Genomic DNA, 26,288 nt, shown 5'->3' with positions numbered 1-26,288 from the left:
ATATCATTAATAAAAGGATTAATAAATTGGCAAGTTTAACTGGAGTAAATAAAAGCTTAATAGTTTTTGCTTCCTTAGTGGTCGTACTCGCGGGGATAAAAGCGGCAAGTGTAATTATTATTCCGTTTATTTTGGCGGCGTTTATTGCCATTATTTGTAATCCGCTTATCAAGTTTTTTGCGCGCTACCGAATTCCTAAAGGCATTGCTGTTATGTTGGTAGTGCTTATTATAGTTGGCTTAGGTGTAAGCCTTGGCGGGCTTGTAGGGCAATCAATAAACGATTTTTCGCAGCAACTTCCTGAGTATAAAACACAACTCAAAGAAGAATTTGTATGGCTTGTAGATTTAGCATCTCAATACAACATACTGATTAATAAAGAACAGTTAATCAATATGTTCGACCCAGGTAAAATGGTTGATGTAGCCACTAATATGCTCACCGGTTTAGGTGGCGTAATGGCAAACATGTTTTTAATTATTTTAACCGTTGTTTTTATGTTGTTTGAAGGGCCAATGCTAAGCAAAAAAATACACATGGCACTTGAAGATCCCGATAGCAAAATGAAGCAAATTGACCGCTTTTTAGAGTCTATTAATTCATATCTGGCAATTAAAACACTAGTAAGTTTAGGTACGGGTATTATTGCTGCGTTTTACTTATGGATTTTAGACGTTGACTACTTTGTGCTGTGGGGGGTATTGGCATTTATGTTCAATTACATTCCTAATATTGGGTCAATTATTGCGGCTGTACCGGCTGTATTACTTGCGCTTATTACTCAAGGTCCGTTAATTGCGGGATTGGTTGCTGCAGGTTATTTAACAATAAATACGGTAATGGGCAATATTGTAGAGCCTAAGTTTTTGGGCAAAGGGCTGGGTCTTTCAACGCTAGTGGTATTTTTATCATTAATATTTTGGGGCTGGTTATTAGGTACTGTGGGTATGCTTTTATCTGTGCCATTAACGATGATTGTAAAAATAGGTTTAGAAGCCAGTGCTGAAGGTAAGTGGGTTGCCACTCTACTAGGCAGTGGCGAAGACGTTGCTAAAAATAACTAACATTTATAACCATCAAGGGCTGTAAAATTAAAGCCCTTGATGGTTAAGTTATCAGTAAATACAGGGCTATTAATTAACAAAAAATTTAATAGCGTCATCCACCGCGTTTATTGCGCCTTCTAAATATCCTGCTTCTTGTTTTGCAAACTCACTCGCTACAAAATGAATGTTCAAGTTATTTAATTGCTCATCTAAGCTTGAAAAATCAAATTCTGGGTGCTGCGAAGGTTGAGTTTGATCGTCTCTATTAGCTACAAACTTATCGTCTGCCCAGTCTTTAATAAAGTATCCCGTTGCATTTTCAGCATCCTTACCATAAAAATAGCTAAGCTGCTGGGCACAGGCTTGAATTAATTGCTCTTTAGTTACTTGGTTTCTTGATAAGTAGGGCACACCTATAAAGCCAAATAATGCGGCGTAATTGCCATCTTCAGCACTGGCATCGTGAATTTCGACCATTGGGCCTACGCGACTAAAGCATTGTCCTGATAAGTTTTTATCACGCCAAAATGCATGTTCAAAAGTAGCTATAAATTTGGCTTGTCCTGCCATCCATGTAGGTACACTACTAAGGCAGTTTATGAGCGTTGGAGTAGCCCATAGTTCAGGTGTTAAGTGTGTTGTAACCATACGAGCAGGAATAGCTGAAATTAGTTTTTCAGTAGTAAGGTGCTTTATATTACCTAAGTGATTAACCGTAATTTGCCAGTTATTATCACCTTTTTTAAGCTCAGTGACATTGTGTTCCAATAACACTGAATCAGGATTAAGTTGCTCGTATAAGGCAGTTATTAAGGTATTCATGCCGTGTTTGAGTCTAAATAGTTGCATATCTCCAGCACCTGCAATTTGTTGAGGCTGCTTGGCGTTAGGTGCTTGATATAACACATCACCTTTGTTGTATTGCTCAAATATACTTAAGTGGAGTGACTTTACTAAAGCTTGGATTTTTGGTTGGTGAGGAAATATCCACGTAGGACCCAAATCAAAACTAACATCGTTATTTATTGGTGATTGCGCAGCAAAAATTCGGCCGCCTAATTGCGATTTAGCTTCCAGTAATAAGTACTCAATATTAAGCAGTTGTAATTTATACGCACTGTATAAGCCGGCCAGTCCGCCACCTATAATTATTACTGGTTTAGTCATTTGTTTACCTATTAGCTATTTAGCAATCTACTAGTAGGTAGTTTGTTTTGATATGAATAAATTGTCAAGTAGGCTAAAGGGAGTGAGTAAAGAAACGTAACTAGTTTAGTGTGCTTAAGTTACGTTAAAATGGGTGTTTTAGTGATTCTGTAAATTGATTTATAAGCTCTATTTCACAGAGTTTATAGCTAATGGCTGCTGTTGTCGCATTAGGAAGTTTTATTAAGTAACGCCATTGGCAGGCACTCTCAAGGTACTTTTCGTTATTTTTAATGCTGCGCATAAACAACGGCAATACTTGCGTATTGCCTGTGCTTTCTTGTGATTTAGTTAGCTCATATTTGCGCTTTTGTATCCAACTGCCTTGTGCTTGCTTTGCTTTATCAATCTGGCTATCTAGGCATTGAATATACCGCTTAGCTTCATCGGTTGTTGCTTTAGCGGCTAAAGTACATGCTTCATCTGCAAAGCTGTACTGGCTTGTAGTTAATAGCACAATGGCAGTTAGTTTTAATAAATAGTTACTTTTTGTCATTGTAATTAAACTCTAAGATAAATTGAGCGCCGGCTAAGTTATCAGCATCGGTAATGGTAAGCGTCCCGTTATACGACTTAACTAAATCAGATACAATCGCCATGCCTACGCCGTGTCCGCTTTCGTATGTATCGAGGCGAGTACCACGTGTAAGTAAAGATTCACGTTTATCCTCTGGCACACCAGGGCCATCATCGCTAATTCCAATACACAGAGTTTTACTTTGGATTACTTGTATTTCTACTTGCGAGCGACACGCTTTACAGGCGTTATCAATCAAGTTACCGAGTAATTCCATTAAATCTGTTTGGTCACCTAAAAAGTAATCTTTTTCGGTTACGGTGCAGGTAAAAATAATATCTTTATCACGGTATACTTTTGCCATAGCACTGAGTATTGAATCGAGTACAGGCTTAATAGGTGTTTGCTTTTTCCACGTGTCTGATGCACCGGTTGCAGCACGCTTTAATTGGTGCTCGATCATCACATTAATTCGGTCGAGTTGTTCTTGTGCATCGGCATCGTTTGCCAATGGACTTGATTTAAGTACTGCAAGCGGTGTTTTAAGTGCATGAGCAAGGTCGCTTAATGAGGCTCTGTAGCGCTCTTTTTGGCGCTGTTGCGACTCAAGTAGCAAGTTTAGGTCTGCTTTTATTGTTTGCAGCTCTACAGGGTAGAGGCCTTTAATTTCTTGAATATCACCCGATTCAATCGCTTTTATTTCTTTATCGAGTCGTTGGAGTGGGCGAGCGCTCCAAATGAAACCAATCGCCATTAGGCCTGCAATTGCAATCCCCATGATAAACATCCAATCTACAAGGGTTTGCTTAAAGCCATCCATTATACGAAGTAGAGCGTCGTTACGTTTGACTAATATAAAGCGAGCTTGTTCTGATTGATCTATGTTGTTTAAAATTACAGTCAGGCTAAGTTGCCAGTACGCGGTATTATTATACTCCACGCGCCTGAAGTCGGCGGCACCGGCTTTGGTTTCTATTTGTTGAGGTACATAGTTTAAATTTACAGCCGATTCTGAGTTCCAAACAGGGTCATCATCGCGGTAAATCATTGCGTAGGTGTCTGAATTTAATCTGTTTAACTCAGGCGCTAAAATAGTGCTGGGCATAATAATACCATGCTCAGTAAAGTCGACTTCAGATATTAGCGAGTAGAGCTGTGCCTCGAGGGTTTTTTCTGTCGCATCAACAAGTGAAGCGTAATACGCTTTGCCAATTGAATAAAATAAGATAGGGAGTGCGACTAATAAAACAAAGACAAGGATAAATCCTTGCCTTATTTTTAACGATATTTGCGGTATTACCACTGGCTTTTAAGCCTGTAACCACGCCCACGTAGTGTCTCTACTGGGTTTAGTACGCCTTCTGGATCAAGCTTTTTACGCAAACGTAGTACAAATACCTCAATTACGTTTGAATCAAGGTCAAAATCTTGGTCGTAAATATGCTCAGTAAGTTCTGATTTAGAAATTACTTTTTGCGGATTTACCATTAAGTATTCAAGTACTTTATATTCGTAAGCTGTAAGGCTAAGTTCTTTATCATCAACCCATACTTGTTGTGAACGTGTATGAATTTTAATTGGACCCGCAGTCATTTCTGGATTTGCTTTACCAGCACTGCGACGAATTAATGCATTACAACGTGCAATAAGTTCTTCAACATGAAATGGTTTTGTAAGGTAGTCATCTGCACCTGCATCTAAACCTTCTACTTTATCCTGCCAGCGATCGCGCGCTGTTAATATTAAAATAGGGATAGTAATGCCTTGTGCTCGTGCTTTATTGATTAGCTCAATACCGTCTATTTTAGGTAAACCTAAATCAACTACGGCCATATCAAGCGGGTATTCTGTAATGTGGAAAAGACCTGCTTCACCATCGTGACATAAATCCACGCTGTAACGTTCTTTTTCTAAAGCATTACGTAGGTTATCTGCTAAATGTAAATCGTCTTCAATAACTAAAATTCGCATTTGTTAATCCTTTTTCACTTCGCCGGTTTTTTTATTTATATGTAAATCAACGACGTGGCCGTCAGATTTGAGTATTCGTACGGTATAAAAATCTGTTTTTTCGGTAATTTTTAAGGTCTTACCGCCTATTGTTTTCTTTGCAAGTATTACGGCTTTCTTTTTGTCCACCTCAGCATGAGATGCTTGGGTGGCCGTCGCTGCTTGAGCAAAGTTAGCTAAGCTAACACAAGCAATAAAACCGAGGCTTAATAATACGCGCATAATGGAAAACTCCTAGACCAGACCCACTTAGTTTAATTAACTAAGTTACTAAAATTCAAGTAAAAACGCTAAATTCGCTTTTATCTCAGTAATTTTAATTAAAATCTTGTGAACAAACCCTGAATTACAGTGCAACACACGCTCTTAGGGTTTAATACACTTTTAAGCAGGGAACACTTTTTTGAAAGGTTTAACAATTGTATTTTCATAGATGCCAGCGGCAACGTAAGGGTCAGCTGCTGCCCACTCTCGAGCTGCTTCTATTGACTCAAACTCAGCAACAACTAATGAACCGGTAAAACCTGCTTCTTGAGGATCTTCACTATCGACTGCCGGAAACGGACCCGCAGTTAATAAACGGTTTTGTGAATCAAGCTCACTAAGGCGTGCTAAATGTGCCGGGCGTGCTGCTTTTCTAAGCTCTAAGCTGTTTTCAACGTCTGTTGAGTGAATCATGTACAACATAAGGAATCTCATAAAAATTGTTAAATTTGATTAACGCAATACTACCACAGCGTTGAAAATTGGTGAATTAAAAGCGTATTTACACAGGTTTACACTTCGATTTTATTTTTAAACTGTAATTGCTTGAAAATATCTGTGTAACACTGGTAGAGTCGCTGAAATATACAAAATAATAAAAAGGTTTTATGCATGAGCGAAAATAGAGAACGATTTAGTTCCCGTCTCGGATTCATAATGGCAGCGGCAGGTTCGGCTGTTGGTATTGGTAATTTAGTTGGTTTTCCGGTTTCTGCTACCAAAAATGGTGGTGGCGCATTCTTATTAATTTACGCTTTATTTGTCGTGTTCATTTGTTTACCAGTCATGATGGCTGAAATGGCAATGGGTCGTAACGCTCAAAAAGATCCACTTGGTTCGTACAAGCTATTATCTAATAACGATAAGAAATGGAAGCTAGCAGGTTTTTTAGCGGTGCTTACACCATTTATGATTGCTGTGTTTTATATGGTAATTACGGTTTGGATTTTTGGTTACTTAACGCAAACAGGCCTCGGTAATTTAGATTTACTTGCAGATCCTGGCCACTTTGGTGTTTTTATTAATAGTTACACTGTGTTTGGTTATATGGCCGTTGTGGTTATTATTGTTAACTTAATTTTATTAGGGGGTGTTAAACAAGGCATAGAAAAAGCCGCTAAATTTTTAATGCCAGCCTTACTTTTCATGCTACTTGCTTTAGTTACTTATGTATTAACGCTTGATAACGCAATGGCCGGTGTTAAATACTACATTATTCCTGATTTTTCTAAGATGAGTGCAAGTGTACTTAATGGCGCATTAAGCCAAGCGTTTTTCTCGCTATCGCTGGGTATGGGTATATTAATGACTTACGCGTCGTATATTTCTAAAAAGGATGACATTGTAAGTAGCGCGAAAATGGTCGCTATTACAGACTCACTCGTTGCGTTTGTAGCGGGCCTAATGGTGTTGCCCGCTATATTTAGCTTTGATCCAAACACAGACCCATCAGCACTTTCTGACTCGTCTGTATCAATGATTTTTGTATACCTACCTAAAATATTATTAGCACTGCAAAATGATATTGGTTATGTAGGTGCGTCTATTGTTGCGTTCTCATTCTTCTTATTAGTATTTTTTGCAGCGATTACTTCACTTGTTTCAATAGTAGAAGTACCGACAGCAACACTAAGTGACCGTAAAGGTATTAGCCGTAAAAAAGCATTGGGCATCCTTACACTTTCAACCGGTGTACTTACTATTTTATGTACAATGTCGTTTGGTATGATTGACAGCCTTACTTCGTTCACCAGTTATGGCGGCGTTAATAAGAGCTTTTTTGATATTATTGTTGATGTATTTTACGACACAATTTTACCGCTTAATGGCTTAATGGTGTGTTTGTTTGTAATGTACCGCTGGAAAAAAGCACGCTTAACACAAGAGCTAAGCTTAGGTTCGCCTAATTATGCGGGAAGCTTGATGGAAAAGTACGTTAACTTTTCACTTTCAACGTTTATTCCTGTCATTCTAGCTGTGATATTTATAAATACAGTGGCGACTAAGTTTTTTGATTTAAAAATATTTGGTTTTTAAATAGACCTCTTTAAAAGCTTATTGAATAATATAATGCCGCTCAGCTAAGCTTAGCGGCATTTTTTATAGGCGTTTTTTACAGGTATCTGGTCTAATTATTAAAAGGATTTAAAATGAATAAAATTATTATTGGGTTTGCTTTTGCTATTTCATCATTTGGCGCATTTGCACAAAGCGCTGATGGTTGGCCAGAAGGCGGTGCAATGCACACTGGGAATATTTATAATTTAGAGGGTAATAGATACAAAACTAAAATCAGTAAAATGATGGATGAAATTTACGCGCAACTAACTGATGATTAACAAGTTGATGCAGTTAAAGCGCAAATATCAGCATGGGAGCAGTATATAGATGCTACATGTAATGTTGTTGGAGTAGCAACAGGTGCTGGTGGCTCTTGGCCCTCAACGTATAGTGTTAAATGCGAAAGAAGCCTAAGTTATGATAGATACTTTGCGACTAAAAATGCGCTAAAGTGTGTTAATAAATTGAGCAAAGAAGAGTTTGTAGGGCGTAGCGAAAAGTTAAATTGTTTAATTCAAACATTAAATATAAAAATATTTTAAGGTTTGCAGCAGTGCTACAGCTAAATTATACAGTTAGCTGTAGCATTTTAGGCTTATAGCAACTCAATACTTACTGTTGCGCCTTTTTCGATATTGCCGCTTTGTGCTGGCACTACAATTAAGCAGTTAGCTTTACTAAGCGACGAAAGTACACCCGAGCCCTGTTTATTAAACGGGGCAACCATCAAGTCACCTTGCTCGTTAATTGTTGCAGTACCTCGCTGAAAGTCGGCTCTGCCAGGGCGCTTTTTAATAACGGATGTAGTAACCGCGTTAAATCGCATTTTAGGGTTTACTTCACCAAGCCCCGACAACTTTTGCAGTGCAGGCTCTACTAACTGATTAAACGTAACAGCAGCCGACACAGGGTTACCTGGCAAGCCAAAAAAGTAACTGTTACTTAGTTTACCAAAGGCAAAAGGTTTGCCTGGTTTCATGGCTATTTTCCAAAAGTGAATTTCGCCAATTTCGTTGAGCACTTCTTTAGTAAAGTCGGCTTCACCAACCGATACACCGCCTGAGCTTATTACAGCATCGGCAAGTTCATTCGCTTTTAAAAATGCATTAGTGATGAGTTCTTTGTCATCAGGGATAATTCCTAAATCAAGCACGTCTATATTTTTTTGTTGCAGCGCACTAATAATAACAGCGCGGTTACTTTCAAAAATAGCGCCTTGCTTAAGAGGCTGACCAGGTTCTATTAGCTCATCGCCTGTAGAAAGCACGGCTATTTTTAGGGTTCTTACCACGTCTATATTGGCAATTCCTAAAGATGCAAGTAGCCCCACATCAACGGCTTTTAATTTATCGCCTGCTTTTAAAATAACATCGTCAATTGCAATATCTTCGCCAGCAAAACGCACGTTTTCATTTAGTTCAGGTTGCGCAGTAAATGTAATTTTGTCGCCATCAACCGAGGCGTTTTCTTGCATTACAACGCCATTAGCGCCAGGTGCAATGGCGGCGCCGGTCATTATTCTTACGCATTGCCCTGGGGTAAGCGTTTCTTCAAAAACTTGCCCTGCAAACACGCTACCTACTTGTGTATAGGTTAAGCTTTTATCTGAAATACATAGCGCATAGCCATCCATTGCGGAGTTGTTATGAGCTGGTACGTTTATAGTTGATTTAACATCGCTTGCTAAAACGCGATCAACGCTTTGCATTATAGTGATGGTTTCAACGTCTTTAACAGGCGTTATTGAGCCAAGTATATTTTGTATTGCAGTTTCAATTGGCAATAAACCGGGTGCATTGCAAACATCGTTCATATATATTGCTTACTTAAATCATTTTATTTTGAAACAATACTTATAATGTCAAAGCTTTACAATACATGGTTGGGTTATTTTTTGCTTATAGCATGCATGCTTTCGTGCGGCGTAAACGCAAAAGAAACGCTGCAAGTAGCCGTAGCGAGTAATTTTAAAACTGTATTGCAAACCCTACTAAAAAAATCCCCATTACCTAATGTTGACGTGAAAATATCAGCCGCTTCTAGCGGTGTTTTATATTCGCAAATAGTGCATGGTGCGCCATTTGATGTGTTTTTATCGGCTGACGATTTTCGACCGCAATCACTTATTAAAGAAGGCTATGCCGAGCAAAGTAGCTTAATCACTTACGCGTTAGGCGAACTTGCTTTGTGGCAACCCAAAGCTGAAAAAGTAAATGATAAAGTAGCCATTGCTAATCCGCGTTTTTCACCATACGGGCGTGCCTCAGAGCACTACGCGAATAACCATTTTAAAAAGCCAGTAAATTATGTGTACGGTAATAATATTACGCATGCATTTCAGTTTGTGCAAAGTGGTAATGTAGGAATAGGGCTGGTGGCTGTTTCATCACTAAAGGCAGCTTACAGTAACACGCAAGATCAAAAATATTTAGATTACACCGTGCTGCCTACAAATCAATATCCCGATATAATTCAACAAGGCGTTATTATTAAGTCGACTAAAAAGCGTGCTAGCGCTAAGCAACTCATGCAATTTTTAATGACGCAGGCTACGCAGCAGCAGTTAATTGAATTAGGTTACAGAATAAAGGACAACAATGCTTCAAAGTGATTTAACCGCGCTGTGGTTAACTATAAAACTTGCCTTTATAACCGCAGTGCTCCTTCTTGTTTTTTGTATTCCACTGGCTTACAAGCTCGCTGGCTATAACGGTAAATTTAAACCATTTTTAGAGGCATTAATTGCAATGCCTTTAGTGCTGCCGCCTACGTTATTAGGGTTTTACTTACTTGTTTTGTTTTCGCCTGATCACGCTTTTGGGCAGTTTTTGTTTTGGCTAACGGGTACTCAGCTTGCGTTTAGTTTTCAGGGCGTGGTTATTGGCTCGCTTTTTTATTCGCTGCCTTTTGTAATGCAGCCTCTTGTGGCTGGGTTTAAGCATATTAATCAAACCTATAACGAAGCAGCCATTGCGCTTGGGTTAAGCCCGTTTAAACGCTTTGTGCATTTAATTATTCCGCTTTTAAAACCCAGTATTGGTAGCGCATTTGCTTTAGGCTTTGCGCACACATTGGGTGAGTTTGGTTTGGTATTAATGATTGGCGGCAATATTCAGGGGCAAACACAGGTGGTGTCTATTGCGCTTTATGACCATGTTGAATCGTTAAATTATACGGCGGCGCATCAGCTTTCACTTATTTTACTGGCTATTTCGTTTGCCTGTTTAGTGCTGTTATTTAAGTTTAATAAAAGCATTGTAGGGGTTAAGCAATAACATGATTAAGTTAAGCCTTTTTAAAGCACTCAATAATTTTGATTTAGATATAAACCTTGAGCTTGAGTCGTTTAATGTATTGGGTGTTTACGGGCCTTCTGGCTCGGGTAAGTCAACATTACTGCGTTGTATTAGCGGTTTAGAGCCTGCAAAAAGTGTTTATGTAAACAATCAGGCAGTGCATGAGTTACCAAGCGATAAACGCGGTATTACGCTTCAGTTGCAATCGTGCCCGTTGTTTCCTCATTTAGATGTGGCAGGTAATTTAGCGTTTACACAAAAACACTGCGGGAATAAGCAAACCAGCTTAACGATAGAATACGTTGTTAAAACACTTGAATTACAAGACTTACTAAACCGTGACGTACAAAGCTTATCGGGTGGCGAACGCCAACGTGTAGTATTTGCGCGTACGCTGTTAGCAGGTCAAAAATTTATAATGCTTGATGAGCCTTTTAGTGCACTTGATTGGTCATTGCGTTTTAAAACGCTCACTAAACTTAGCGAGTTTGCAGTTAAGTTTAATATTAAATTTATAATAGTAAGTCACTCATTAAAAGAGCTGCTATTTTGCTGCGATACCCTTATTCAGCTTGATAAAGGTAAGGTGATAAACCAAGGTGCGAGTGCGCACGTTGCAAAAGCTATTTATGCAAACGATAGGCAAACACCGCTGAGCTTAATTAATTACGATGTGGTTAAATTTGATGAAAACTACGGGCTATATCAATTGCAATTACAGCAAAGTGAGCAGCCGCTTTTTGTGCTTCCTGAACTTGTAGATAGCAGTAATAAGCTAATTATAGAAAGTGAGCAAATGTCGTTTAGTGCGTTAAAACCTGAGCAAACAACGCACAGTAATGTTTTAAGGTCGGTATTAACTCAGGCTGAGCTTATTAATAATAAGTGGCAGTTAACGCTTAATGTAGATGGGCAAACTTTGTATTGCTTGGCTTCAAGACGAGTGTGGGACAAAAACGACTTTAAAGTGGGCGATGTGTTTTATACAACAATCAGTAATCTAGAATAACTAAATGCTGCACACCGCACATTGACTGTTTTTAGCTATTTTAAAACGATTAAACTCCATGCTTAAGCCATCCACCAGCAGTAAGTGCTCGCTTAAACCACTTGGCAAACCAGCAAGCATTTTTAGCGCTTCAGTAGCCTGAATACTGCCTATTAGCCCCACAATTGGGGAAAGCACGCCGGATTCAGAGCAGCTTTGTGTTTGTTCACTAAAAAATTGTGATAAACAGCCATAACAATGGCTGTTTTCATCCATAGTAAAACACGCGACTTGTCCTTCCATACGTATTGCAGAGCCTGACACTAGCGGAACTTTAGCTTTAAAACAGGCGCTATTAAGTGCATTGCGCGTTGCTAGGTTATCTGAGCAATCAATCACTATATCAATGTTATTAAATAATTGTTCTGTAGAGGTACTTGTATCAAAAAATTCCTCAATGGTGTTTATGTCTATTTCACTATTAAGCGCGTTAAGCTGTTTTTTAGCAGCACTGCATTTTGAACTACCAATATCACTTTCTTTATACAGTATTTGCCTTTGCAGGTTGGTCACGTCTATTTCATCGTTATCAACTAAGGTAAGCGTCCCAACGCCAGATGCCGCTAAGTATTGACCTACCGCACACCCAAGCCCACCCACACCAATAATTAAAGCATGCGATTGCCATAGCTGCTCTTGTCCGTCTATATCAAGCTGCGGCAGCATAATGTGCCGAGAATAGCGCAGTTGCTGCTGGTAAGTTAATGGTGGCTTTTGCATTTTTAAAATCTCAACCTTTTTTTGAACAATACCAAGTTGTTAAATCCAAGAGCAAGTAGTAACGCTTTTTATTTGCACTCTAACAACCCAGAGCCCTTCACTCATATAGTGCAACTATAACGTATAAAAACAACTGTTGCATGTAACTATCTGAAATTTATGGTTTTTAATTAGTGGCTCAGTAATTGCTATATCGGGTTAACTTAAATTTAACAAACATTGGGCTGCTACTCATATAAAAGGGTGGGGCATTAATAAAACAATAATACGTTTACGAGGAAAATAAACATGCAACCGAGTTCTGGGTTTAACCTAATATCGTTTAGCGGAAAAATGAAAGTATTGCATCTAAGTTGGATGGTCTTTTTTGTGTCATTTTTTGTATGGTTTAACCATGCTCCTTTATTAGGTGCCATAGCGGGTTCACTTGGGATCACCATGGCACAAGTTAAAACATTACTAATTTTAAATGTAGCGTTAACTATTCCAGCGCGTGTTGTGGTGGGTATGCTAACCGATAAATTTGGTCCCCGTATTGTTTATGCGGCACTACTTATTAGCTGTAGTATTCCATGTTTTATGTTTGCTATGGCAACTACATTTGAGCAAGCCGCAATAGCGCGCTTTGCTTTAGGCTTTATTGGTGCTGGCTTTGTTGTGGGCATTCGTATGGTGAGTGAATGGTTTCCTGCTAATGAGTTGGGTATAGCGGAAGGTATTTATGGCGGTTGGGGTAATTTTGGATCAGCAGCAGCGGCTATGTTATTGCCAATTATTGCACTAATGTTTGGTGGCGAAGATGGTTGGCGTTATGCAGTAGGTTTAACCGGTGTATTAAGCGTTATATTTGGTGTTATTTGGTACTTAAATGTAACCGATACGCCAAAAGGCGGTACATACTTTAAGCCTAAAAAAGTAGGCGCAATGGAAGTTACCAGTAAAGGCGACTTTGTATTACTGCTTATAATGAAAATCCCTATGTACGGCGCATTAGCATTACTTACTTGGAAGCTTTCGCCAACCGGTGCTAACTTAATTTCGGCTAATTTTGTACTTGCTGTGTATGCTTTTTTAGTTCTACTTTATATTTACGAAGTGTATAAAACCTTTGACGTAAATGGTCATATTTTTAAAGAGCCAGTACCTGAGTCGCATCGTTATGAGTTTAAGCAAGTGGCTGTTTTAAATGTTTTATATTTTACAACTTTTGGTTCTGAGCTTGCGGTTGTCTCTATGTTGCCACTGTTTTTTATGGATGTGTTTGGTCTTGATATGGTGTACGCGGGTATTTTAGCCTCTGCTTATGCATTTATGAACTTAGCATCTCGCCCTGGTGGCGGTTGGATTTCAGATAAATTAGGTCGTCGTATAACACTTATTGTACTTACGATGGGTCTTGCTGTTGGTTATTTTGTAATGGGCTTGGTTGATGCATCGTGGCCTTTATGGCTTGCAGTTGTAGCGGCTATGGCATGTTCGTTCTTTGTACAAGCCGGTGAAGGCGCTGTATTTGCCGCAGTACCGCTAATTAAGCGTCGTTTAACAGGGCAAATAGCTGGTATGACAGGGGCTTACGGTAATGTTGGTGCAGTAGTTTACTTAACTGCATTGTCACTTGTTGATTATAAAACCTTCTTTTTCATTATTGCGGGTAGTGCATTACTTGGCTTAGGCGCACTATTTTTTATGAAAGAACCAGACGGGCATATTACCGAAGTAAATGAAGACGGCACCGTTGAACTTATTTCAGTGACTTAAGGCATTATTGACTATGTTTGATGAAACACACCAAGCTAAAGCGCTTGAAAATGAACTCAACGTTTCATTTGGCGGGCACAGCGCTAAAGGGTTAAAAGCAGAAAACCAAGATGCGTTTGCTGCTCTTAATACCAAAGCGCAAGAAAAAGAGTCTAAAGGCGTTATTGCCTGCTTAGCCGATGGGTGTTCATCAGCAAAAAATGCTAAACAAGCGTCTCAACTTTCGGTTACTCATTTTATAAATGAGTATTTAAATACCCCCGAAAGTTGGGCGGTTAAAAAGTCAGTGTCGAAGGTGTTAGCAAGTTTAAATCAGTGGCTTTATTCGCAATCAGTTAATTACAATCACTTAGGTCAGCGCCAAGCCGATTGGATGACGACTTTTACAGCACTTATTTTAAAGTCGGCAACGGGTTATATATTTCACTTAGGTGATACGCGTATTACTCGCTTGCGAGGAAATAAAATAGAGGCAATAACACGGGATCACAAAGTAAACGATACGCTAACGCGTGCACTTGGCGCACAACTTCATCAAGAAATAGATGTATACGAAGTTGACCTAAAAGCAGACGATATTTATATATTAACCTGCGATGGTGTACACGATGTGCTTCCAAGTAGTGATATAGCTAAATTAATTAACGAGCACACTAATTTAGAAAATGCAGCTAAAGCAATTACCGAACTTGCATTAGCGCGAGGCAGTGACGACAACGTAAGTTGCTTACTGGTAAAAGTAGAAAATATTGCCGAGCAAAAGTTAGATGAGCTTTATCATTCGCTAACACGACGAAAAATTCCACCTGCGCTTAATGTGGGACAAAAAATTGATGACTACACGGTTATTCGTAAATTGCATGCCAGTAGTCGCTCGCATATTTATTTAGTGCAACAAGCGCCCGATATACCGCCAGTGGTTTTAAAAGCACCTTCGGTTAATTTTGAAGACGATGTGCACTACCTTCAAGGCTTTATAAGAGAAGGCTGGGTAGGGCAACGCATAAACCACCTTAACGTGATGAAAGTACTAAGCACGCAATCGCAGAGTCGTTTTTTGTATCATATTTGTGAGTACATGGACGGACAAACACTTAGTGATTGGAAGCACGACGTGCCGCACCCAGAAATAACCCAAGTGCGCAGTATTATTGAACAAATAGTACATGCACTAAGGGCGTTTCAGCGACTCGATATGGTACATCGTGATTTAAAACTCGATAACGTAATGATAGATGCGCACGGAAAAGTAACGCTCATTGATTACGGCACTGTAAGTGTTGCGGCTATGGACGAGTCGGTTAAGCAAATTGCGGATGATTGCCCACAAGGCACTGCCGACTACACCGCACCCGAAACACTTATTACTATGCACGCCGATTTTAAAAGTGATTTGTTTTCACTTGGCGTTATTGCATACGAGTTATTGTGCTCAAAATTGCCTTACAAACCATTGCCACTTAACCACGTAGCGCCAAAAGATTACAGCCATTGGCACTACACAAGTATTCGTAAATACAGAGCCGATATTCCGTTTTGGTTAGATCAAGCCCTTATGAAAGCGCTTGCCCCTAAACCAGAACTCAGATACCAAGCTTTTTCTGAGTTTATAAACGATATCAACAAACCTAATCCTTATTTAGAAAGTACCGCTAATAAAAGCTCAATAATGAAACGCGATCCAGTTATGGTGTGGAAATGTATTTCGCTGTGTTTATTTATTGCTTTGGTATGTGTATTAATAATTAAAACGTAGAGAACCAAAATGCTTAACTATAAGAACAACTTACCTATTATTTTTATACTGGGTTGCTTCACTGCGCCTTCAATAAGCTTTGCTGCGCAAACGGATCTTGATTTTAGACTGCGTTTTGAAAGCGTTGATCAAAACAATGCTTTAAAAGATGCAAGCGGCTTAACACTTAGAACCCGCTTAACGCATCAAACAGACGAGGTGAATGGTTTTTCAGCCCTTATTGAAGTAGAAGATACTCGCAGCCTATTAGGCGTAGATGATTACAATAATACGGTGGGAAAAAACACTAATTACTCTGTTATTGCAGACCCAGAAAACACTGAGATTGACCAAGGTTTTGTTAAATATGCCCGCGATGGTCTATCGCTAAAAGTAGGACGCCAAGTAATAGCCCTTGATGGGCAGCGTTTTGTTGGGCACGTAGGTTGGCGCCAAGACAGACAAACCTTTGATGCAGCAACCATTAATTACGCATTTAATAACATAGATTTACAATACAGTTATTTAAATAAGCGTAACCGCATATTTGCTGACGATAAAGACATTAAATCGTCCGATCATCTTATTAATGCAAGCTTTAAAACAGACTACGGTAAAGTGGTTTTATACAGTTACTTATTAAGTGACGATGCACTACAAGACGACAGTTTAGACACTTATGGCGTCTCTTTTAACGGTAATAAAACCCTAAACGACATAAAATTTTATTACAAAGCGGAGTATGCAACGCAGTCTGCGTCAACAAGCGTGAGTGATTTTGATGCCGATTACTATGCACTTGAAGGCGCTGTTGATTTAAATGGTTTGGGTATAAAAACAGTAACATTAAAAGTTGGCATAGAGTCACTTGGCTCTGATAATGGCGATTACGGGTTTGCAACACCACTTGCCACGTTACATAAATTTAATGGTTGGGCAGATACGTTTTTAAATACACCCGCACAAGGCTTGGACGACACTTACATAAGCTTAAATGGTAAAGCGTTTGACGGAAAATGGTTGGTGGCTTATCACAGTTTTGATGCTAATGAGCAATCAAATGGGGTTGACGATTTAGGCAGTGAGCTAAACGTACAATACGTTAAACCTATTAATAAACAATACGCAGTGGGTGTTAAATACGCTGATTACTCAGCGGGCGATACCGCTGCTAATAAAGTCGATACTCAAAAATTATGGGTATGGATGAGCGCTAAATTTTAACCCTCACTATCTTCTAAAATCCTCTTGTAATTTATAGCGACACAAGATGGTGCAGTTGCACCATCTTGTGGGGCTTTACGCTTTTCACCTCTGCACCAATGTAGGCAACTTACTGATTTTAAATGCTTATATATTTGGCTTACATATTGCTATAACAAACCTATAACAAATCATTCGATTTCAATTTTAGTCAATTACTAAAGTAGATATCATTTTAAGGTGAGTAAATGCTAAGTAAGCAGCGTGTTGTAGTAGTAGGAAACGGAATGGTGGGGCACCATTTTGTGCAGCAGCTGGTTTCTCAAAATCAAGCTGATGAGCAATTTGAAATTACGGTATTAAGCGGTGAAGACCGTTTAGCGTATGACCGCGTGCAATTATCGTCTTTTTTTAAAGGTAAAACCGCAGACGACCTCGCACTTACATGCAATAAAACCTATGACGATTGGCAAGTACGCTTTCATACTCATTCTAAAGTGGTTGACATAAATCGTGATGCGCAAACTGTAACGACCGCTAAAGGGGAGTCGTTTGAATACGACAAGCTTGTGCTTGCTACAGGTTCATTTCCATTTGTACCTCCTATACCGGGTAAAGATCGTGAGCATTGCCTTGTTTATCGCACCATTAACGATTTACACGCAATAAAAAACTCAGCCCACGGTAGTAAAGTAGGCGTGGTAATTGGTGGCGGTTTACTGGGTCTTGAGGCTGCAAACGCATTAAAGCAATTGGGTTTACAGACTCACGTAATAGAATTTGCACCGCAACTTATGGGCGTACAAGTTGATGCGGGTGGCGGTCGGCTACTAAAAAACAAAATTACAGATTTAGGCGTTACTGTGCATACATCGGTAGCAACTGAGGAGATAGTAGAGGGTGAGAACTGCCGTTACAAAATGTGTTTTAAGGGCGGTAAAACCCTTGAAACCGATATGATTGTATTCTCAGCAGGTATTCGCCCTTATGATAATTTAGCCCGCGAGTTTAATTTAGAGTTAGGCGAGCGCGGCGGTATTGTAATTAATAACCACTGCCAAACGAGCGATAAAAACATATACGCAATTGGTGAATGTGCACTGTGGAATAATTTTATTTTTGGCTTAGTGGCACCCGGTTACGCCATGGCTAAAATTGCAGTTGGGCATATTTTACAACAGACCCAGCAAGGTTCCTTGCAAAGTAATGGCTTAGACAATAAAGCCGATGAGTTCAGTGGTGCCGATATGAGCACCAAGCTTAAATTAATGGGTGTTGAAGTGGGCTCTATTGGCGATGCACATGCACGCAGCGAAGGCGCAATAAGCTATTACTTTGAAGACCAACCCAATGGCATTTATAAAAAAGTAGTCACTAATTCACAAAGTAATAAACTGATTGGCGCCGTGCTTGTTGGCGATACCAGCGATTACGATAATTTACTGCAATATCATTTAAACGACATTGAACTTACCACCGCCCCCGAAGCGCTCATTATGCCCCTTGCCGGCGATATCGCAGAGCTAAGCGCCGACGACTTGCCTGATGACGCTATTATTTGCGCTTGTCATAAAGTAACTAAACACACCATTGAACAAACAGTCGCTAAAGGCTTTATAGACCTAGCAAGTGTGCAGCAAAGCACCAAAGCCAGTACAGGCTGTGGAGGTTGTGAAAAGCTCGTTCAAAACGTAATAAACAGCGCACTCGCTAAAGCAAGTAACACTATTAACGTAGTTACTCTTAATGAGCCTGTTAAACAGCCCGCATAAATTAAAGCACACTAAAAGAGAGCAGTATGGCAACCGTAAACACGTCACCAACTATAAATAAAACGAGTTTAAAACAAACAACATGTGCTTACTGTGGTGTAGGGTGTGGTGTTGATATTTCACTTTTTAATAATGTGCCAACTAAGCTTGAAGGCATGCGAGAGCACCCCGCAAACTTTGGTCGTTTATGTGTAAAAGGCACCCATTTGCTCGACACCACAGGCAGTGATAACCGCTTAACGTCACCCCTTATTAATAATCAAGCTGTTACGTGGGATGAAGCCACCGACCATGTTGCCAATAAATTTAACGACATAATACAAAAGCACGGACCCGATGCGGTGGCTTTTTATGTGTCAGGGCAGTTACTTACTGAAGATTACTACATCGCTAATAAATTAATGAAAGGCTACATAGGCTCAGGCAATATTGATACAAATTCGCGCCTGTGTATGTCGTCTGCTGTGGCAGGTTATAAACGGGCTTTTGGTGAAGACGTAGTGCCGTGTACTTACGAGGATTTAGAGCAAACTGAGCTGCTTATTTTAATTGGCTCTAATGCAGCGTGGACTCATCCGGTTTTGTATCAGCGAATGGAGCGTGCAAAGCAACTTAACCCAAATATGAAAGTGGTGGTTATTGATCCGCGTAAAACTGACACAGCTGAGCTTGCCGACACATTTTTAAATATAAAACCAGGCAGTGACGCCGCACTTTATAACGGTTTACTTAATTATTTACATGAGCATAACCACCTCGATACGCAATTTATTGATCAGCACACAAACGGCTTTGAAAGCGCACTGCAAGAGGCAACAAAATGGAGTTGTGAGGCAGTTAGCGATTTTTGCGATATAGCAATTGAGCAAGTAACTGAGTTTTACGCGCTATTTGCTAACAGCCCAAGTGCGATTAGCTTTTACTCAATGGGTATAAATCAATCAAGTTCGGGTGTAGATAAATGCAACGCTATTATTAATGCGCATTTAGCCTCAGGTAAATTACTTAAACCAGGCAACGGTCCGTTTTCGATTACGGGGCAACCCAATGCGATGGGCGGGCGCGAAGTAGGTGGTTTGGCTAATCAGTTAGCGGCGCATTTAGATATTGAAAACGAAGCACATCAATCACTTGTACAACGCTTTTGGCTCTCGCCAACTATCGCTACAAAAGCAGGCAGCAATGCCATCGATATGTTTGATGAAATAGCCGCAGGCAAAATAAAAGCAGTGTGGATAATGGCAACAAATCCAATGGTGAGTTTGCCCAATAACGCCGCTATTAAAAAAGCATTAGAGACCTGCGAGCTGGTGGTTGTATCTGACTGTATTGCAAAAAGTGATACGTTAAAATTTGCCGATGTTGCTTTTCCATCAACCGGATGGGGTGAAAAAAACGGCACAGTAACTAACTCAGAGCGCAGAATATCAAGGCAACGCCCGTTAGTAGCGCCTTATTCGGGAGCTAAAAACGATTGGCAAATTATGTGCGATGTTGCTAAAAAAATGGGCTTTGAAGGGTTTGACTTTACAGACCCTAGTGGCATTTTTGAAGAATGGGCACAATTAACCGACTTTGAAAATAACGGCAGCCGATTATTAAATCTCTCTGGTTTAGTTGGGCTCACACAAAATCAGTATGATAATTTAAAACCCATTATGTGGCCTGTTGTTAAAAATCAGCCTTATAAAAATGGTCAGGTTTTTACAAATAACCAATTTAGCACCGCTGATAAAAAAGCACGCTTTATAGCCATAACGCCGCAATTACCGGTGCAAAAAACATCAAGTGATTACCCGTTTGTAATGAACTCAGGACGTATACGCGACCAATGGCATACCATGAGCCGCACGGGTAAAAGCACTGCGCTTTCATCGCATATTACACGGCCGTACATTGAAATTAATCCGCTTGATGCCAGTAAATTAGCAATTAAGCAAAACGATTTAATAAGTGCGATTGCCCAAACAGGGCAGGTTACCGCGCATGCAAAAGTAACCGATTCGGTGCGAAAAGGTGAATGCTTTATGCCTATTCATTGGAATAAGCAATTTGCATCGTCAGCAACAGTAAGTGGGTTGTATCAATCGGTAGTTGACCCTCTATCTGGTCAGGCTGAGTGCAAACACGGCGCTGTTAATATAGTTAAAGCACCCTTTGTGCAATATATGCAGCTGTTTGCTAAAAACGAACTTGTTATAGACAGTGATTTTTGGCTCAAAGTTAATGCTAGTAATTGCTTTAATTACCAATTGGCGCTTAATGAGCCACAAAGTGATTTACTGTATTACTGCCAAACCTTAACAGGTTTACAAGGGCAGTGGTCGGCTATGAATACGGCAAAAGCCATGCATGTGCAGTGTATTCAAAACGATCAATTAGCGTTTGTTGGTGTTATTTCTAATGAGCAAAAAGAAATATCACTTGAGTGGATAAACCATTTATTTGCAGAGCCATTACTGACCTTTACACAGTTACAGTCTTTGCTTTATGCAACCCCCGATGAAGAATTTACCCAAGGTGCACAAGTGTGTAGCTGCTTTAAAGTAAGAGAGCAGCCAATTATAAACGCCATTAAAAACGGTGCAAACACAGTCGAGCAATTGGGGTCTGAACTTAAATGTGGAACGAATTGCGGTTCGTGTAAAACACAATTAAGCCAATTAATAAAACAACATTACAAAGCAGGTTCTAGCAGCATTGATGTTGCGGTTGTAATGTAAAGAAAAAAGGAAGCATATGCTTAATGATCAATTTGGTCGGCAGTTTAACTATTTGCGCCTCTCAATAACCGATGTATGTAATTTTAGTTGTAGTTATTGTTTACCAAACGGGTATCAGTGCGATACGCCGCGTAATTTTTTAAATAAAAACGAAATTAGCACGTTAGTAAATGCGTTTGCAGAGCTTGGTACTAAAAAAGTGCGTATTACAGGTGGCGAACCATGCTTACGAAACGACGTAACCGATATTATAAAGCTTTGTAAAAACACGCCCGGCATAGAAAAAGTAGCCATTACTACAAACGGATTTAATTTATTAAAGAAAATTGATGAATTTGCTGAAGCAGGGCTTGATGCGCTTAATGTCAGCATTGATAGTTTAAATCCGAGTATGTTTAAACTCATAACAGGGCACGACAAACTTACCCTTATTTTAAAAGGGATTGAGCGCGCGGTAGAGCTGGGCATAAAAGACATAAAAATAAATGCAGTGCTTGCCAAGCAGTTTAATAAAAACCAATTGAAGGATTTTTTAGCGTGGGTAAAACACCACAAAGTTACGGTTCGCTTTATAGAATTAATGGAAACAGGTGACGGCGCAACCTTTTTTGAAGAAAACCACTTAAGTGGGCAAACGGTTAAAGCCCAATTACTCGACCAAGGCTGGTTACAAGTCGTTAGGGGGAAACTAAACGGACCCGCTGAGGAATTTTGTCATCCTGATTACGATGGTCGTATTGGTTTAATAATGCCGTACAGTAAAGACTTTTGTAAAAGCTGTAATCGCTTAAGGGTGTCGGCGCTGGGTAAATTACACTTATGCTTGTTTGCCGAGCAAGGTATAGATTTACGCGAACTGCTAAACGAGGATGATACTGCAGCGACCGTAAAGGCAATTCGAGCTGCTATGGGCGATAAAGAAATAAGCCATGAGCTAGATAAACGCTTAACAGGTGCGACAACTCACTTAGCCATGTTAGGCGGCTAATATGGGAGCTGATGTGAATACTCATATAAAAGCTAATATGAAAGTTAAGCGAGATTTTACAGGTGTTGTGCTTGCTGGTGGTAAGTCATCAAGAATGGGCACAGACAAAGCCGATTTAGTTTTAAAAAATAAAACGCTATTGCACAATGCGTGTGATTTATTAAAAGACGCAGGCGCTAAAAACATACTGATAAGCCGCAACGTTACAAATCCAATCAAATCATTGAACCATTATTCACCGAGCGATTATCCCTCAGAAAAGTACGTTAAAGATATATACCCAAACAGTGGGCCCCTTGGCGGAATTTACTCAACATTAATAGCCACTGAGCACGATTTACTTATTACTGCGGTAGATATGCCTCTACTTACGAGTAGTTTGTTAAGCACAATAGTGCTGGCTTCTCAGACAAATAACGTACAAAGTGTGAGCAATCAATTAAATCAGTCACAAATACATGCTTGGCACTTTGAAAATGAACCGCTACCGCTGTATATTCGTAATACAAGCAGTGTAAAAAATCATTTAAAACACATACTCACAAACGCAAACAGTCATAAATCAATAAAACAGTTTACCCAAAGCATTGGTGTGCAAACGCTTTTATGTAATAAAGCGCATGCATTAATAAACACCAATACACCGGCGCAATTTAAAGCTGTAAATGAGCATTTTGACCTAAGCATTAACCAATTGAGAAGAACATTATGAGCCACACAAGCGATACACAAATACCTTTAAACATTGCCGTACTTACAGTAAGCGACACGCGTGATGCGATTACCGATACTTCTGGTCATTACTTAATTAAAGCGCTAACTGAGGCGGGTCATCACTTAGCGGATAAAGAAATTGTAAAAGATGATGTTTACCAAATGCGCGCTATTGCATCGCAGTGGATAGCCGACGACACGATTCACGCTATTTTAGTGACTGGTGGTACAGGATTTACCGAACGTGATTCAACACCAGAGGCATTTGCGCCGCTGTTTGATAAAAGCGTAGACGGCTTTGGTGAGCTATTTAGACATATATCGTACGGTGAAATTGGTAACTCAACTATTCAATCTCGTGCACTTGCAGGACTTGCTAACAACACCGTTATTTTTTGTATGCCAGGCTCTACAGGCGCATGTAAAACAGCGTGGACAGGCATTATAAAAGATCAACTTAACTCAATGCATAAACCGTGTAACTTTGTACCGCACATTACCATTGGTAAAAAGTGTGAATCGCGTGAGCAATAGTATGCTAAGCCACGTAGACGAAAACGGCCAAGCTAATATGGTTGATGTATCGCTCAAAGACGTAACCCTGCGTGATGCCTCAGCTGAAGCATTTATCAGCATGAGTAAGCTTGCCTTTGAGCAAGTAATGCTTAATCAAAACAAAAAGGGCGATGTGTTAGGCGTGGCTCGTATTGCGGGTATTCAAGGCGCTAAAAAGTGCGCCGATTTAATTCCGCTTTGTCATCCGCTTGCACTTACTAAAGTCGCTGTTGATTTTGAACTTGATGAAGCAAACAGCCAAATTAAAATAACCAGCTACTGCAAACTTGCCGGTAAAACGGGTGTAGAAATGGAAGCGTTAACAGCGGTATCTGTTGCTGCGCTTACTTTGTTTGATATGTGTAAAGCAGCCGACCCACTAATGGAAATTAGCGGCATGCGCGTTACTCAAAAAGCTGGGGGCAAAAATGGCAGTTGGCAGCGAGATTAATCCAAACGATGCTATATCTAGCGCCCAAAATGTAGAGTTATTGTTTTTTGGGCAACTAAAAGAGCGCTTGAAGTGCAGTAAATTAAGCCTTGAGATTACGCAGCCGCTTAGTATTTCAGAGCTTAAATTAAGATTAGTTAGCCAATACCCGCATTGGCAACCGTGGCTGGAGGAGCGTGAGCTACTTGCAGCGCTTAACCAAACTATGTCATCAAGCGACGAAATAGTGAAAGCAGGGGATGAGCTTGCCTTTTTCCCGCCGGTTACAGGTGGCTAATGAGCATACATATTCAAGTACAAACTGATGATTTTAATGTAGGTGACGAGCACAATGCGCTTTGTAGTAATAATAAAAGCGATGGCGCTGTTGTCACCTTTACAGGTTTGGTAAGAGAGTTCAGCAGTGGCGATAACGTTATTGCACTTGAGCTTGAACACTACCCAGGTATGACCGAGCAACTTCTTCAATCTATTGCAGAGCAAGCACAAACTCGCTGGCAACTGGCGAGAATATGCATTATTCACCGCGTTGGTTACTTAGCACTTGGCGAGCAAATTGTATTTGTAGGCGTAACTTGCCGCCATCGCCAAGCCGCGTTCGAAGGCGCACAATTTATAATGGATTATTTAAAAAACCACGCCACGTTTTGGAAAAAAGAGCACTTTAAAGACTCATCAAATTGGGTTGAGTTTAAACAAAGTGACAAACAAGCGCTGGGCAAGTGGGAAGAGTGATACAGATATTTAATAATTTACGTTCAGTAAAGGCTTTATAGCTCGATAATAAATAACTTATGTAACTCTCAGTTTGCGTGTGAAGTCTGCGTTTTTCGTGTTATAAATCAGCAATATTAGATTGTTAGCTCGACCCAAGTCTGGAAGACATATGCGCACATCAAAAATGTTATATTTTACAATATTATTACTTGTTCTACTTTCAGCTTTTCTTGCTGTATGGGTATATGATTTAAAAGAAGGTAAAGATTTACTAAGCTTTACTATATCAACAGTAAGCTTTTGTATAGCCGTATTAGCTTTATTTATTACTGTTAGAACATATACATCAATTGATAGTGTAAATAACATTAGTAAAATGGAAGGTAACATTTTAGATAATGAAAATTACGTAACCTCACTTCCAGAGTTAATTAATCAGTTTAAATCCCAAGATGAAAATACACTAGAGAATGAAATTTTTGACTCTATTGAGCATAAACTAAAAAAAGAGTCAGAAACCGCCGTTCTTTTTGCCGATACCCTTCAGTATATAATTGACCTAATTGTTTTATTTCCAGCTGTTTTTAATGCATCAGAAACTAACAAAGTGCTTTATAAAAAGCGTATGGGTACAATTTTGTCAGAAGTTGATAGGCGCTGTGAAATATTGCACTCGGTGAGTAAAGGTAATTCAATTCAAATAACGGAAACAATAAAGCTATTTAAAGCTGTTGTGTCTTACCAAAGTTTTGTAGCAGATGATAATTTTAATATTCATGCAGACTTACTTCATGTGAGAGGTCCAATTCTTCGTAACCCAGTGACAAAAACCATTTACCATAATTACCTAGGTTTGTATTACAACAAAAAAGGCATGCATTTGTTACGAGAGTCGCTAAATATGAACTCTGTAGATATTTTGTCGATTGATGGTTTAGAACTGGCTCAAAAAAATATTAATACTATAGAGCCATCAATACTTGAAGAAGTAAGTATGTATCTTAAATCTGCCGCTGAGCAGTTTGATAAAGCACTTAGAGTATCTAGCGAAGATGTTATGTGGCCTGGTTTTATTAATTACAATAAAGCTCGAACGGTGTATTTTTTAGCTTTACTATCAAGTACAGAGCTTAATTGGTTAGATATTCTCGACGAAGCAATAGAGTCTCGCAGCAGGTTAAATCGACTAATTGACGAAATTTTAATGATAGACAGATCAAAATCAGCCAATATTGTTAGCACACATTTAAGAGAATTTTTTCTATATCAAGAAGAGTTAGCACGTACAGTAAAATTGAATATTTTACTGTCGAATAATCTAACCAGACAAAATAATGCACCTATTATATATAAAGGGATTAATATCTCTGATATATCAAACGAAAAACTAACTGACTTATTTGTTTCAATACAAAAGTTTTCTACAGTTAGTATTTACCAAGAAAAAATCATAAGTCGACTTAAGAATAACCTCGCTGTGACAAACTAACAAAGCTTCAGCGAG

Annotated in this window: 26 protein-coding genes; 18 read left to right on the top strand and 8 right to left on the bottom strand. The window is 39.4% G+C overall.

Annotated elements, in window-relative coordinates; translation table 11 throughout:
• Window positions 1-26 precede the first annotated feature (26 nt).
• Window positions 27-1,064: an AI-2E family transporter gene (locus tag I6F48_RS03245; protein ID WP_007585280.1), complete on the top strand. Its 1,038-nt coding sequence runs from the start codon at window positions 27-29 to the stop codon at window positions 1,062-1,064.
• Window positions 1,065-1,133: 69 nt separating this feature from the next.
• Here I6F48_RS03245 and I6F48_RS03240 read toward each other — a convergent pair whose 3' ends face one another.
• From I6F48_RS03240 to I6F48_RS03215, 6 genes are all read right to left on the bottom strand, one after another.
• Entirely contained in the window at window positions 1,134-2,213 is a 1,080-nt protein-coding gene (locus I6F48_RS03240; RefSeq protein WP_166420718.1) for a flavin monoamine oxidase family protein, read from the bottom strand.
• 124 nt (window positions 2,214-2,337) lie between these two features.
• Window positions 2,338-2,748 (bottom strand): hypothetical protein, encoded by a 411-nt coding sequence (locus I6F48_RS03235; protein WP_007585278.1) that lies wholly within the window; start codon window positions 2,746-2,748, stop codon window positions 2,338-2,340.
• Window positions 2,735-4,072 (bottom strand): ATP-binding protein, encoded by a 1,338-nt coding sequence (locus I6F48_RS03230; RefSeq protein ID WP_010552535.1) that lies wholly within the window; start codon window positions 4,070-4,072, stop codon window positions 2,735-2,737. The genes I6F48_RS03235 and I6F48_RS03230 overlap by 14 nt, the downstream gene beginning before the upstream one ends.
• Window positions 4,066-4,740, bottom strand: coding sequence for a response regulator transcription factor (locus I6F48_RS03225; RefSeq protein WP_007375447.1), 675 nt, complete (start codon window positions 4,738-4,740; stop codon window positions 4,066-4,068). The genes I6F48_RS03230 and I6F48_RS03225 overlap by 7 nt, the downstream gene beginning before the upstream one ends.
• A gap of 3 nt (window positions 4,741-4,743) precedes the next feature.
• Window positions 4,744-5,001 (bottom strand): PepSY domain-containing protein, encoded by a 258-nt coding sequence (locus I6F48_RS03220; protein WP_002959808.1) that lies wholly within the window; start codon window positions 4,999-5,001, stop codon window positions 4,744-4,746.
• A gap of 162 nt (window positions 5,002-5,163) precedes the next feature.
• Window positions 5,164-5,466 (bottom strand): YciI family protein, encoded by a 303-nt coding sequence (locus I6F48_RS03215; protein WP_010552536.1) that lies wholly within the window; start codon window positions 5,464-5,466, stop codon window positions 5,164-5,166.
• A 189-nt stretch (window positions 5,467-5,655) separates the two neighbouring features.
• On the opposite strand from I6F48_RS03215, the gene I6F48_RS03210 reads away from it, so the two are divergent.
• Window positions 5,656-7,080, top strand: a complete 1,425-nt coding sequence (locus I6F48_RS03210; RefSeq protein ID WP_010552537.1) for a sodium-dependent transporter — start codon at window positions 5,656-5,658, stop codon at window positions 7,078-7,080.
• Window positions 7,081-7,193: 113 nt separating this feature from the next.
• The gene (locus tag I6F48_RS21265) at window positions 7,194-7,382 is read left to right on the top strand and encodes a hypothetical protein (protein ID WP_231615175.1); all 189 of its coding nucleotides are present in this window, start codon (window positions 7,194-7,196) and stop codon (window positions 7,380-7,382) included.
• A 317-nt stretch (window positions 7,383-7,699) separates the two neighbouring features.
• Here the strand turns inward: I6F48_RS21265 and moeA are convergent, their stop codons facing one another.
• Window positions 7,700-8,917, bottom strand: a complete 1,218-nt coding sequence (moeA, locus tag I6F48_RS03200; RefSeq protein WP_166420723.1) for a molybdopterin molybdotransferase MoeA — start codon at window positions 8,915-8,917, stop codon at window positions 7,700-7,702.
• Window positions 8,918-8,962: 45 nt separating this feature from the next.
• Here moeA and modA point away from each other — a divergent pair, with 45 nt between their 5' ends.
• Genes modA through I6F48_RS03185 form a run of 3 tightly spaced genes read left to right on the top strand, consistent with a single transcriptional unit; the run spans window position 8,963 to window position 11,409 of the window.
• A complete protein-coding gene (gene modA / locus I6F48_RS03195; RefSeq protein WP_197118787.1) occupies window positions 8,963-9,715 on the top strand; it encodes a molybdate ABC transporter substrate-binding protein in 753 nt (250 codons plus the stop codon).
• A complete protein-coding gene (modB, locus tag I6F48_RS03190; protein ID WP_197118786.1) occupies window positions 9,702-10,379 on the top strand; it encodes a molybdate ABC transporter permease subunit in 678 nt (225 codons plus the stop codon). Before modA ends, modB begins: the two co-directional genes overlap by 14 nt.
• Before the next feature lies 1 nt (window position 10,380).
• Entirely contained in the window at window positions 10,381-11,409 is a 1,029-nt protein-coding gene (locus tag I6F48_RS03185; RefSeq protein WP_165727750.1) for an ATP-binding cassette domain-containing protein, read from the top strand.
• Here the strand turns inward: I6F48_RS03185 and moeB are convergent, their stop codons facing one another.
• Window positions 11,410-12,168: a molybdopterin-synthase adenylyltransferase MoeB gene (gene moeB, locus I6F48_RS03180; RefSeq protein ID WP_165727753.1), complete on the bottom strand. Its 759-nt coding sequence runs from the start codon at window positions 12,166-12,168 to the stop codon at window positions 11,410-11,412.
• A 288-nt stretch (window positions 12,169-12,456) separates the two neighbouring features.
• Between moeB and I6F48_RS03175 the strand changes: the two genes are divergently transcribed.
• From I6F48_RS03175 to I6F48_RS03120, 12 genes are all read left to right on the top strand, one after another.
• On the top strand, window positions 12,457-13,926 hold the full coding sequence (locus I6F48_RS03175) for a NarK family nitrate/nitrite MFS transporter (RefSeq protein WP_197118785.1): 1,470 nt from the start codon (window positions 12,457-12,459) through the stop codon (window positions 13,924-13,926).
• A 13-nt stretch (window positions 13,927-13,939) separates the two neighbouring features.
• Window positions 13,940-15,682 carry a bifunctional protein-serine/threonine kinase/phosphatase gene (locus tag I6F48_RS03170; RefSeq protein WP_197118784.1) on the top strand — a complete coding sequence of 581 codons (1,743 nt, stop codon included), beginning with the start codon at window positions 13,940-13,942 and terminating at the stop codon, window positions 15,680-15,682.
• A gap of 9 nt (window positions 15,683-15,691) precedes the next feature.
• Window positions 15,692-16,885, top strand: coding sequence for an alginate export family protein (locus tag I6F48_RS03165; RefSeq protein WP_165727759.1), 1,194 nt, complete (start codon window positions 15,692-15,694; stop codon window positions 16,883-16,885).
• A gap of 227 nt (window positions 16,886-17,112) precedes the next feature.
• On the top strand, window positions 17,113-18,636 hold the full coding sequence (locus I6F48_RS03160; RefSeq protein WP_165727761.1) for an FAD-dependent oxidoreductase: 1,524 nt from the start codon (window positions 17,113-17,115) through the stop codon (window positions 18,634-18,636).
• Between the two features lie 26 nt (window positions 18,637-18,662).
• Complete coding sequence (locus tag I6F48_RS03155) at window positions 18,663-21,359, top strand: nitrate reductase (protein WP_197118783.1); 2,697 nt, start codon at window positions 18,663-18,665, stop codon at window positions 21,357-21,359.
• Window positions 21,360-21,375: 16 nt separating this feature from the next.
• Complete coding sequence (moaA, locus tag I6F48_RS03150; RefSeq protein ID WP_197118782.1) at window positions 21,376-22,347, top strand: GTP 3',8-cyclase MoaA; 972 nt, start codon at window positions 21,376-21,378, stop codon at window positions 22,345-22,347.
• Between the two features lie 37 nt (window positions 22,348-22,384).
• A complete protein-coding gene (locus tag I6F48_RS03145; RefSeq protein ID WP_024607909.1) occupies window positions 22,385-23,059 on the top strand; it encodes a molybdenum cofactor guanylyltransferase in 675 nt (224 codons plus the stop codon).
• Window positions 23,056-23,595, top strand: coding sequence for a molybdenum cofactor biosynthesis protein B (gene moaB / locus I6F48_RS03140; protein WP_007585240.1), 540 nt, complete (start codon window positions 23,056-23,058; stop codon window positions 23,593-23,595). Before I6F48_RS03145 ends, moaB begins: the two co-directional genes overlap by 4 nt.
• A 1-nt stretch (window position 23,596) precedes the next feature.
• Window positions 23,597-24,067 (top strand): cyclic pyranopterin monophosphate synthase MoaC, encoded by a 471-nt coding sequence (moaC, locus tag I6F48_RS03135; RefSeq protein WP_024593775.1) that lies wholly within the window; start codon window positions 23,597-23,599, stop codon window positions 24,065-24,067.
• Window positions 24,045-24,344 (top strand): MoaD/ThiS family protein, encoded by a 300-nt coding sequence (locus tag I6F48_RS03130; RefSeq protein WP_165721836.1) that lies wholly within the window; start codon window positions 24,045-24,047, stop codon window positions 24,342-24,344. Before moaC ends, I6F48_RS03130 begins: the two co-directional genes overlap by 23 nt.
• Complete coding sequence (gene moaE / locus I6F48_RS03125; protein WP_197118780.1) at window positions 24,344-24,802, top strand: molybdopterin synthase catalytic subunit MoaE; 459 nt, start codon at window positions 24,344-24,346, stop codon at window positions 24,800-24,802. Before I6F48_RS03130 ends, moaE begins: the two co-directional genes overlap by 1 nt.
• Before the next feature lie 151 nt (window positions 24,803-24,953).
• Complete coding sequence (locus I6F48_RS03120) at window positions 24,954-26,273, top strand: hypothetical protein (protein ID WP_197118779.1); 1,320 nt, start codon at window positions 24,954-24,956, stop codon at window positions 26,271-26,273.
• Window positions 26,274-26,288 lie beyond the last annotated feature (15 nt).

The sequence above is a fragment of the Pseudoalteromonas sp. SWYJ118 genome, from assembly GCF_015864505.1.
Lineage (GTDB): Bacteria > Pseudomonadota > Gammaproteobacteria > Enterobacterales > Alteromonadaceae > Pseudoalteromonas > Pseudoalteromonas arctica.
This window is presented reverse-complemented; position numbering and strand designations above follow the sequence as displayed.

Coding starts and splice junctions, on each gene's coding strand:
- I6F48_RS03240 (WP_166420718.1), bottom strand. CDS start 2,213: ATGACTAAACCAGTAATAATTATAGGTGGCGGACTGGCCGGCTTATAC.
- I6F48_RS03235 (WP_007585278.1), bottom strand. CDS start 2,748: ATGACAAAAAGTAACTATTTATTAAAACTAACTGCCATTGTGCTATTA.
- I6F48_RS03225 (WP_007375447.1), bottom strand. CDS start 4,740: ATGCGAATTTTAGTTATTGAAGACGATTTACATTTAGCAGATAACCTA.
- I6F48_RS03220 (WP_002959808.1), bottom strand. CDS start 5,001: ATGCGCGTATTATTAAGCCTCGGTTTTATTGCTTGTGTTAGCTTAGCT.
- I6F48_RS03215 (WP_010552536.1), bottom strand. CDS start 5,466: ATGTTGTACATGATTCACTCAACAGACGTTGAAAACAGCTTAGAGCTT.
- I6F48_RS03210 (WP_010552537.1), top strand. CDS start 5,656: ATGAGCGAAAATAGAGAACGATTTAGTTCCCGTCTCGGATTCATAATG.
- I6F48_RS21265 (WP_231615175.1), top strand. CDS start 7,194: ATGAATAAAATTATTATTGGGTTTGCTTTTGCTATTTCATCATTTGGC.
- moeA (WP_166420723.1), bottom strand. CDS start 8,917: ATGAACGATGTTTGCAATGCACCCGGTTTATTGCCAATTGAAACTGCA.
- modA (WP_197118787.1), top strand. CDS start 8,963: ATGTCAAAGCTTTACAATACATGGTTGGGTTATTTTTTGCTTATAGCA.
- modB (WP_197118786.1), top strand. CDS start 9,702: ATGCTTCAAAGTGATTTAACCGCGCTGTGGTTAACTATAAAACTTGCC.
- I6F48_RS03185 (WP_165727750.1), top strand. CDS start 10,381: ATGATTAAGTTAAGCCTTTTTAAAGCACTCAATAATTTTGATTTAGAT.
- moeB (WP_165727753.1), bottom strand. CDS start 12,168: ATGCAAAAGCCACCATTAACTTACCAGCAGCAACTGCGCTATTCTCGG.
- I6F48_RS03175 (WP_197118785.1), top strand. CDS start 12,457: ATGCAACCGAGTTCTGGGTTTAACCTAATATCGTTTAGCGGAAAAATG.
- I6F48_RS03170 (WP_197118784.1), top strand. CDS start 13,940: ATGTTTGATGAAACACACCAAGCTAAAGCGCTTGAAAATGAACTCAAC.
- I6F48_RS03165 (WP_165727759.1), top strand. CDS start 15,692: ATGCTTAACTATAAGAACAACTTACCTATTATTTTTATACTGGGTTGC.
- I6F48_RS03160 (WP_165727761.1), top strand. CDS start 17,113: ATGCTAAGTAAGCAGCGTGTTGTAGTAGTAGGAAACGGAATGGTGGGG.
- I6F48_RS03155 (WP_197118783.1), top strand. CDS start 18,663: ATGGCAACCGTAAACACGTCACCAACTATAAATAAAACGAGTTTAAAA.
- moaA (WP_197118782.1), top strand. CDS start 21,376: ATGCTTAATGATCAATTTGGTCGGCAGTTTAACTATTTGCGCCTCTCA.
- I6F48_RS03145 (WP_024607909.1), top strand. CDS start 22,385: ATGAAAGTTAAGCGAGATTTTACAGGTGTTGTGCTTGCTGGTGGTAAG.
- moaB (WP_007585240.1), top strand. CDS start 23,056: ATGAGCCACACAAGCGATACACAAATACCTTTAAACATTGCCGTACTT.
- moaC (WP_024593775.1), top strand. CDS start 23,597: ATGCTAAGCCACGTAGACGAAAACGGCCAAGCTAATATGGTTGATGTA.
- I6F48_RS03130 (WP_165721836.1), top strand. CDS start 24,045: ATGGCAGTTGGCAGCGAGATTAATCCAAACGATGCTATATCTAGCGCC.
- moaE (WP_197118780.1), top strand. CDS start 24,344: ATGAGCATACATATTCAAGTACAAACTGATGATTTTAATGTAGGTGAC.
- I6F48_RS03120 (WP_197118779.1), top strand. CDS start 24,954: ATGCGCACATCAAAAATGTTATATTTTACAATATTATTACTTGTTCTA.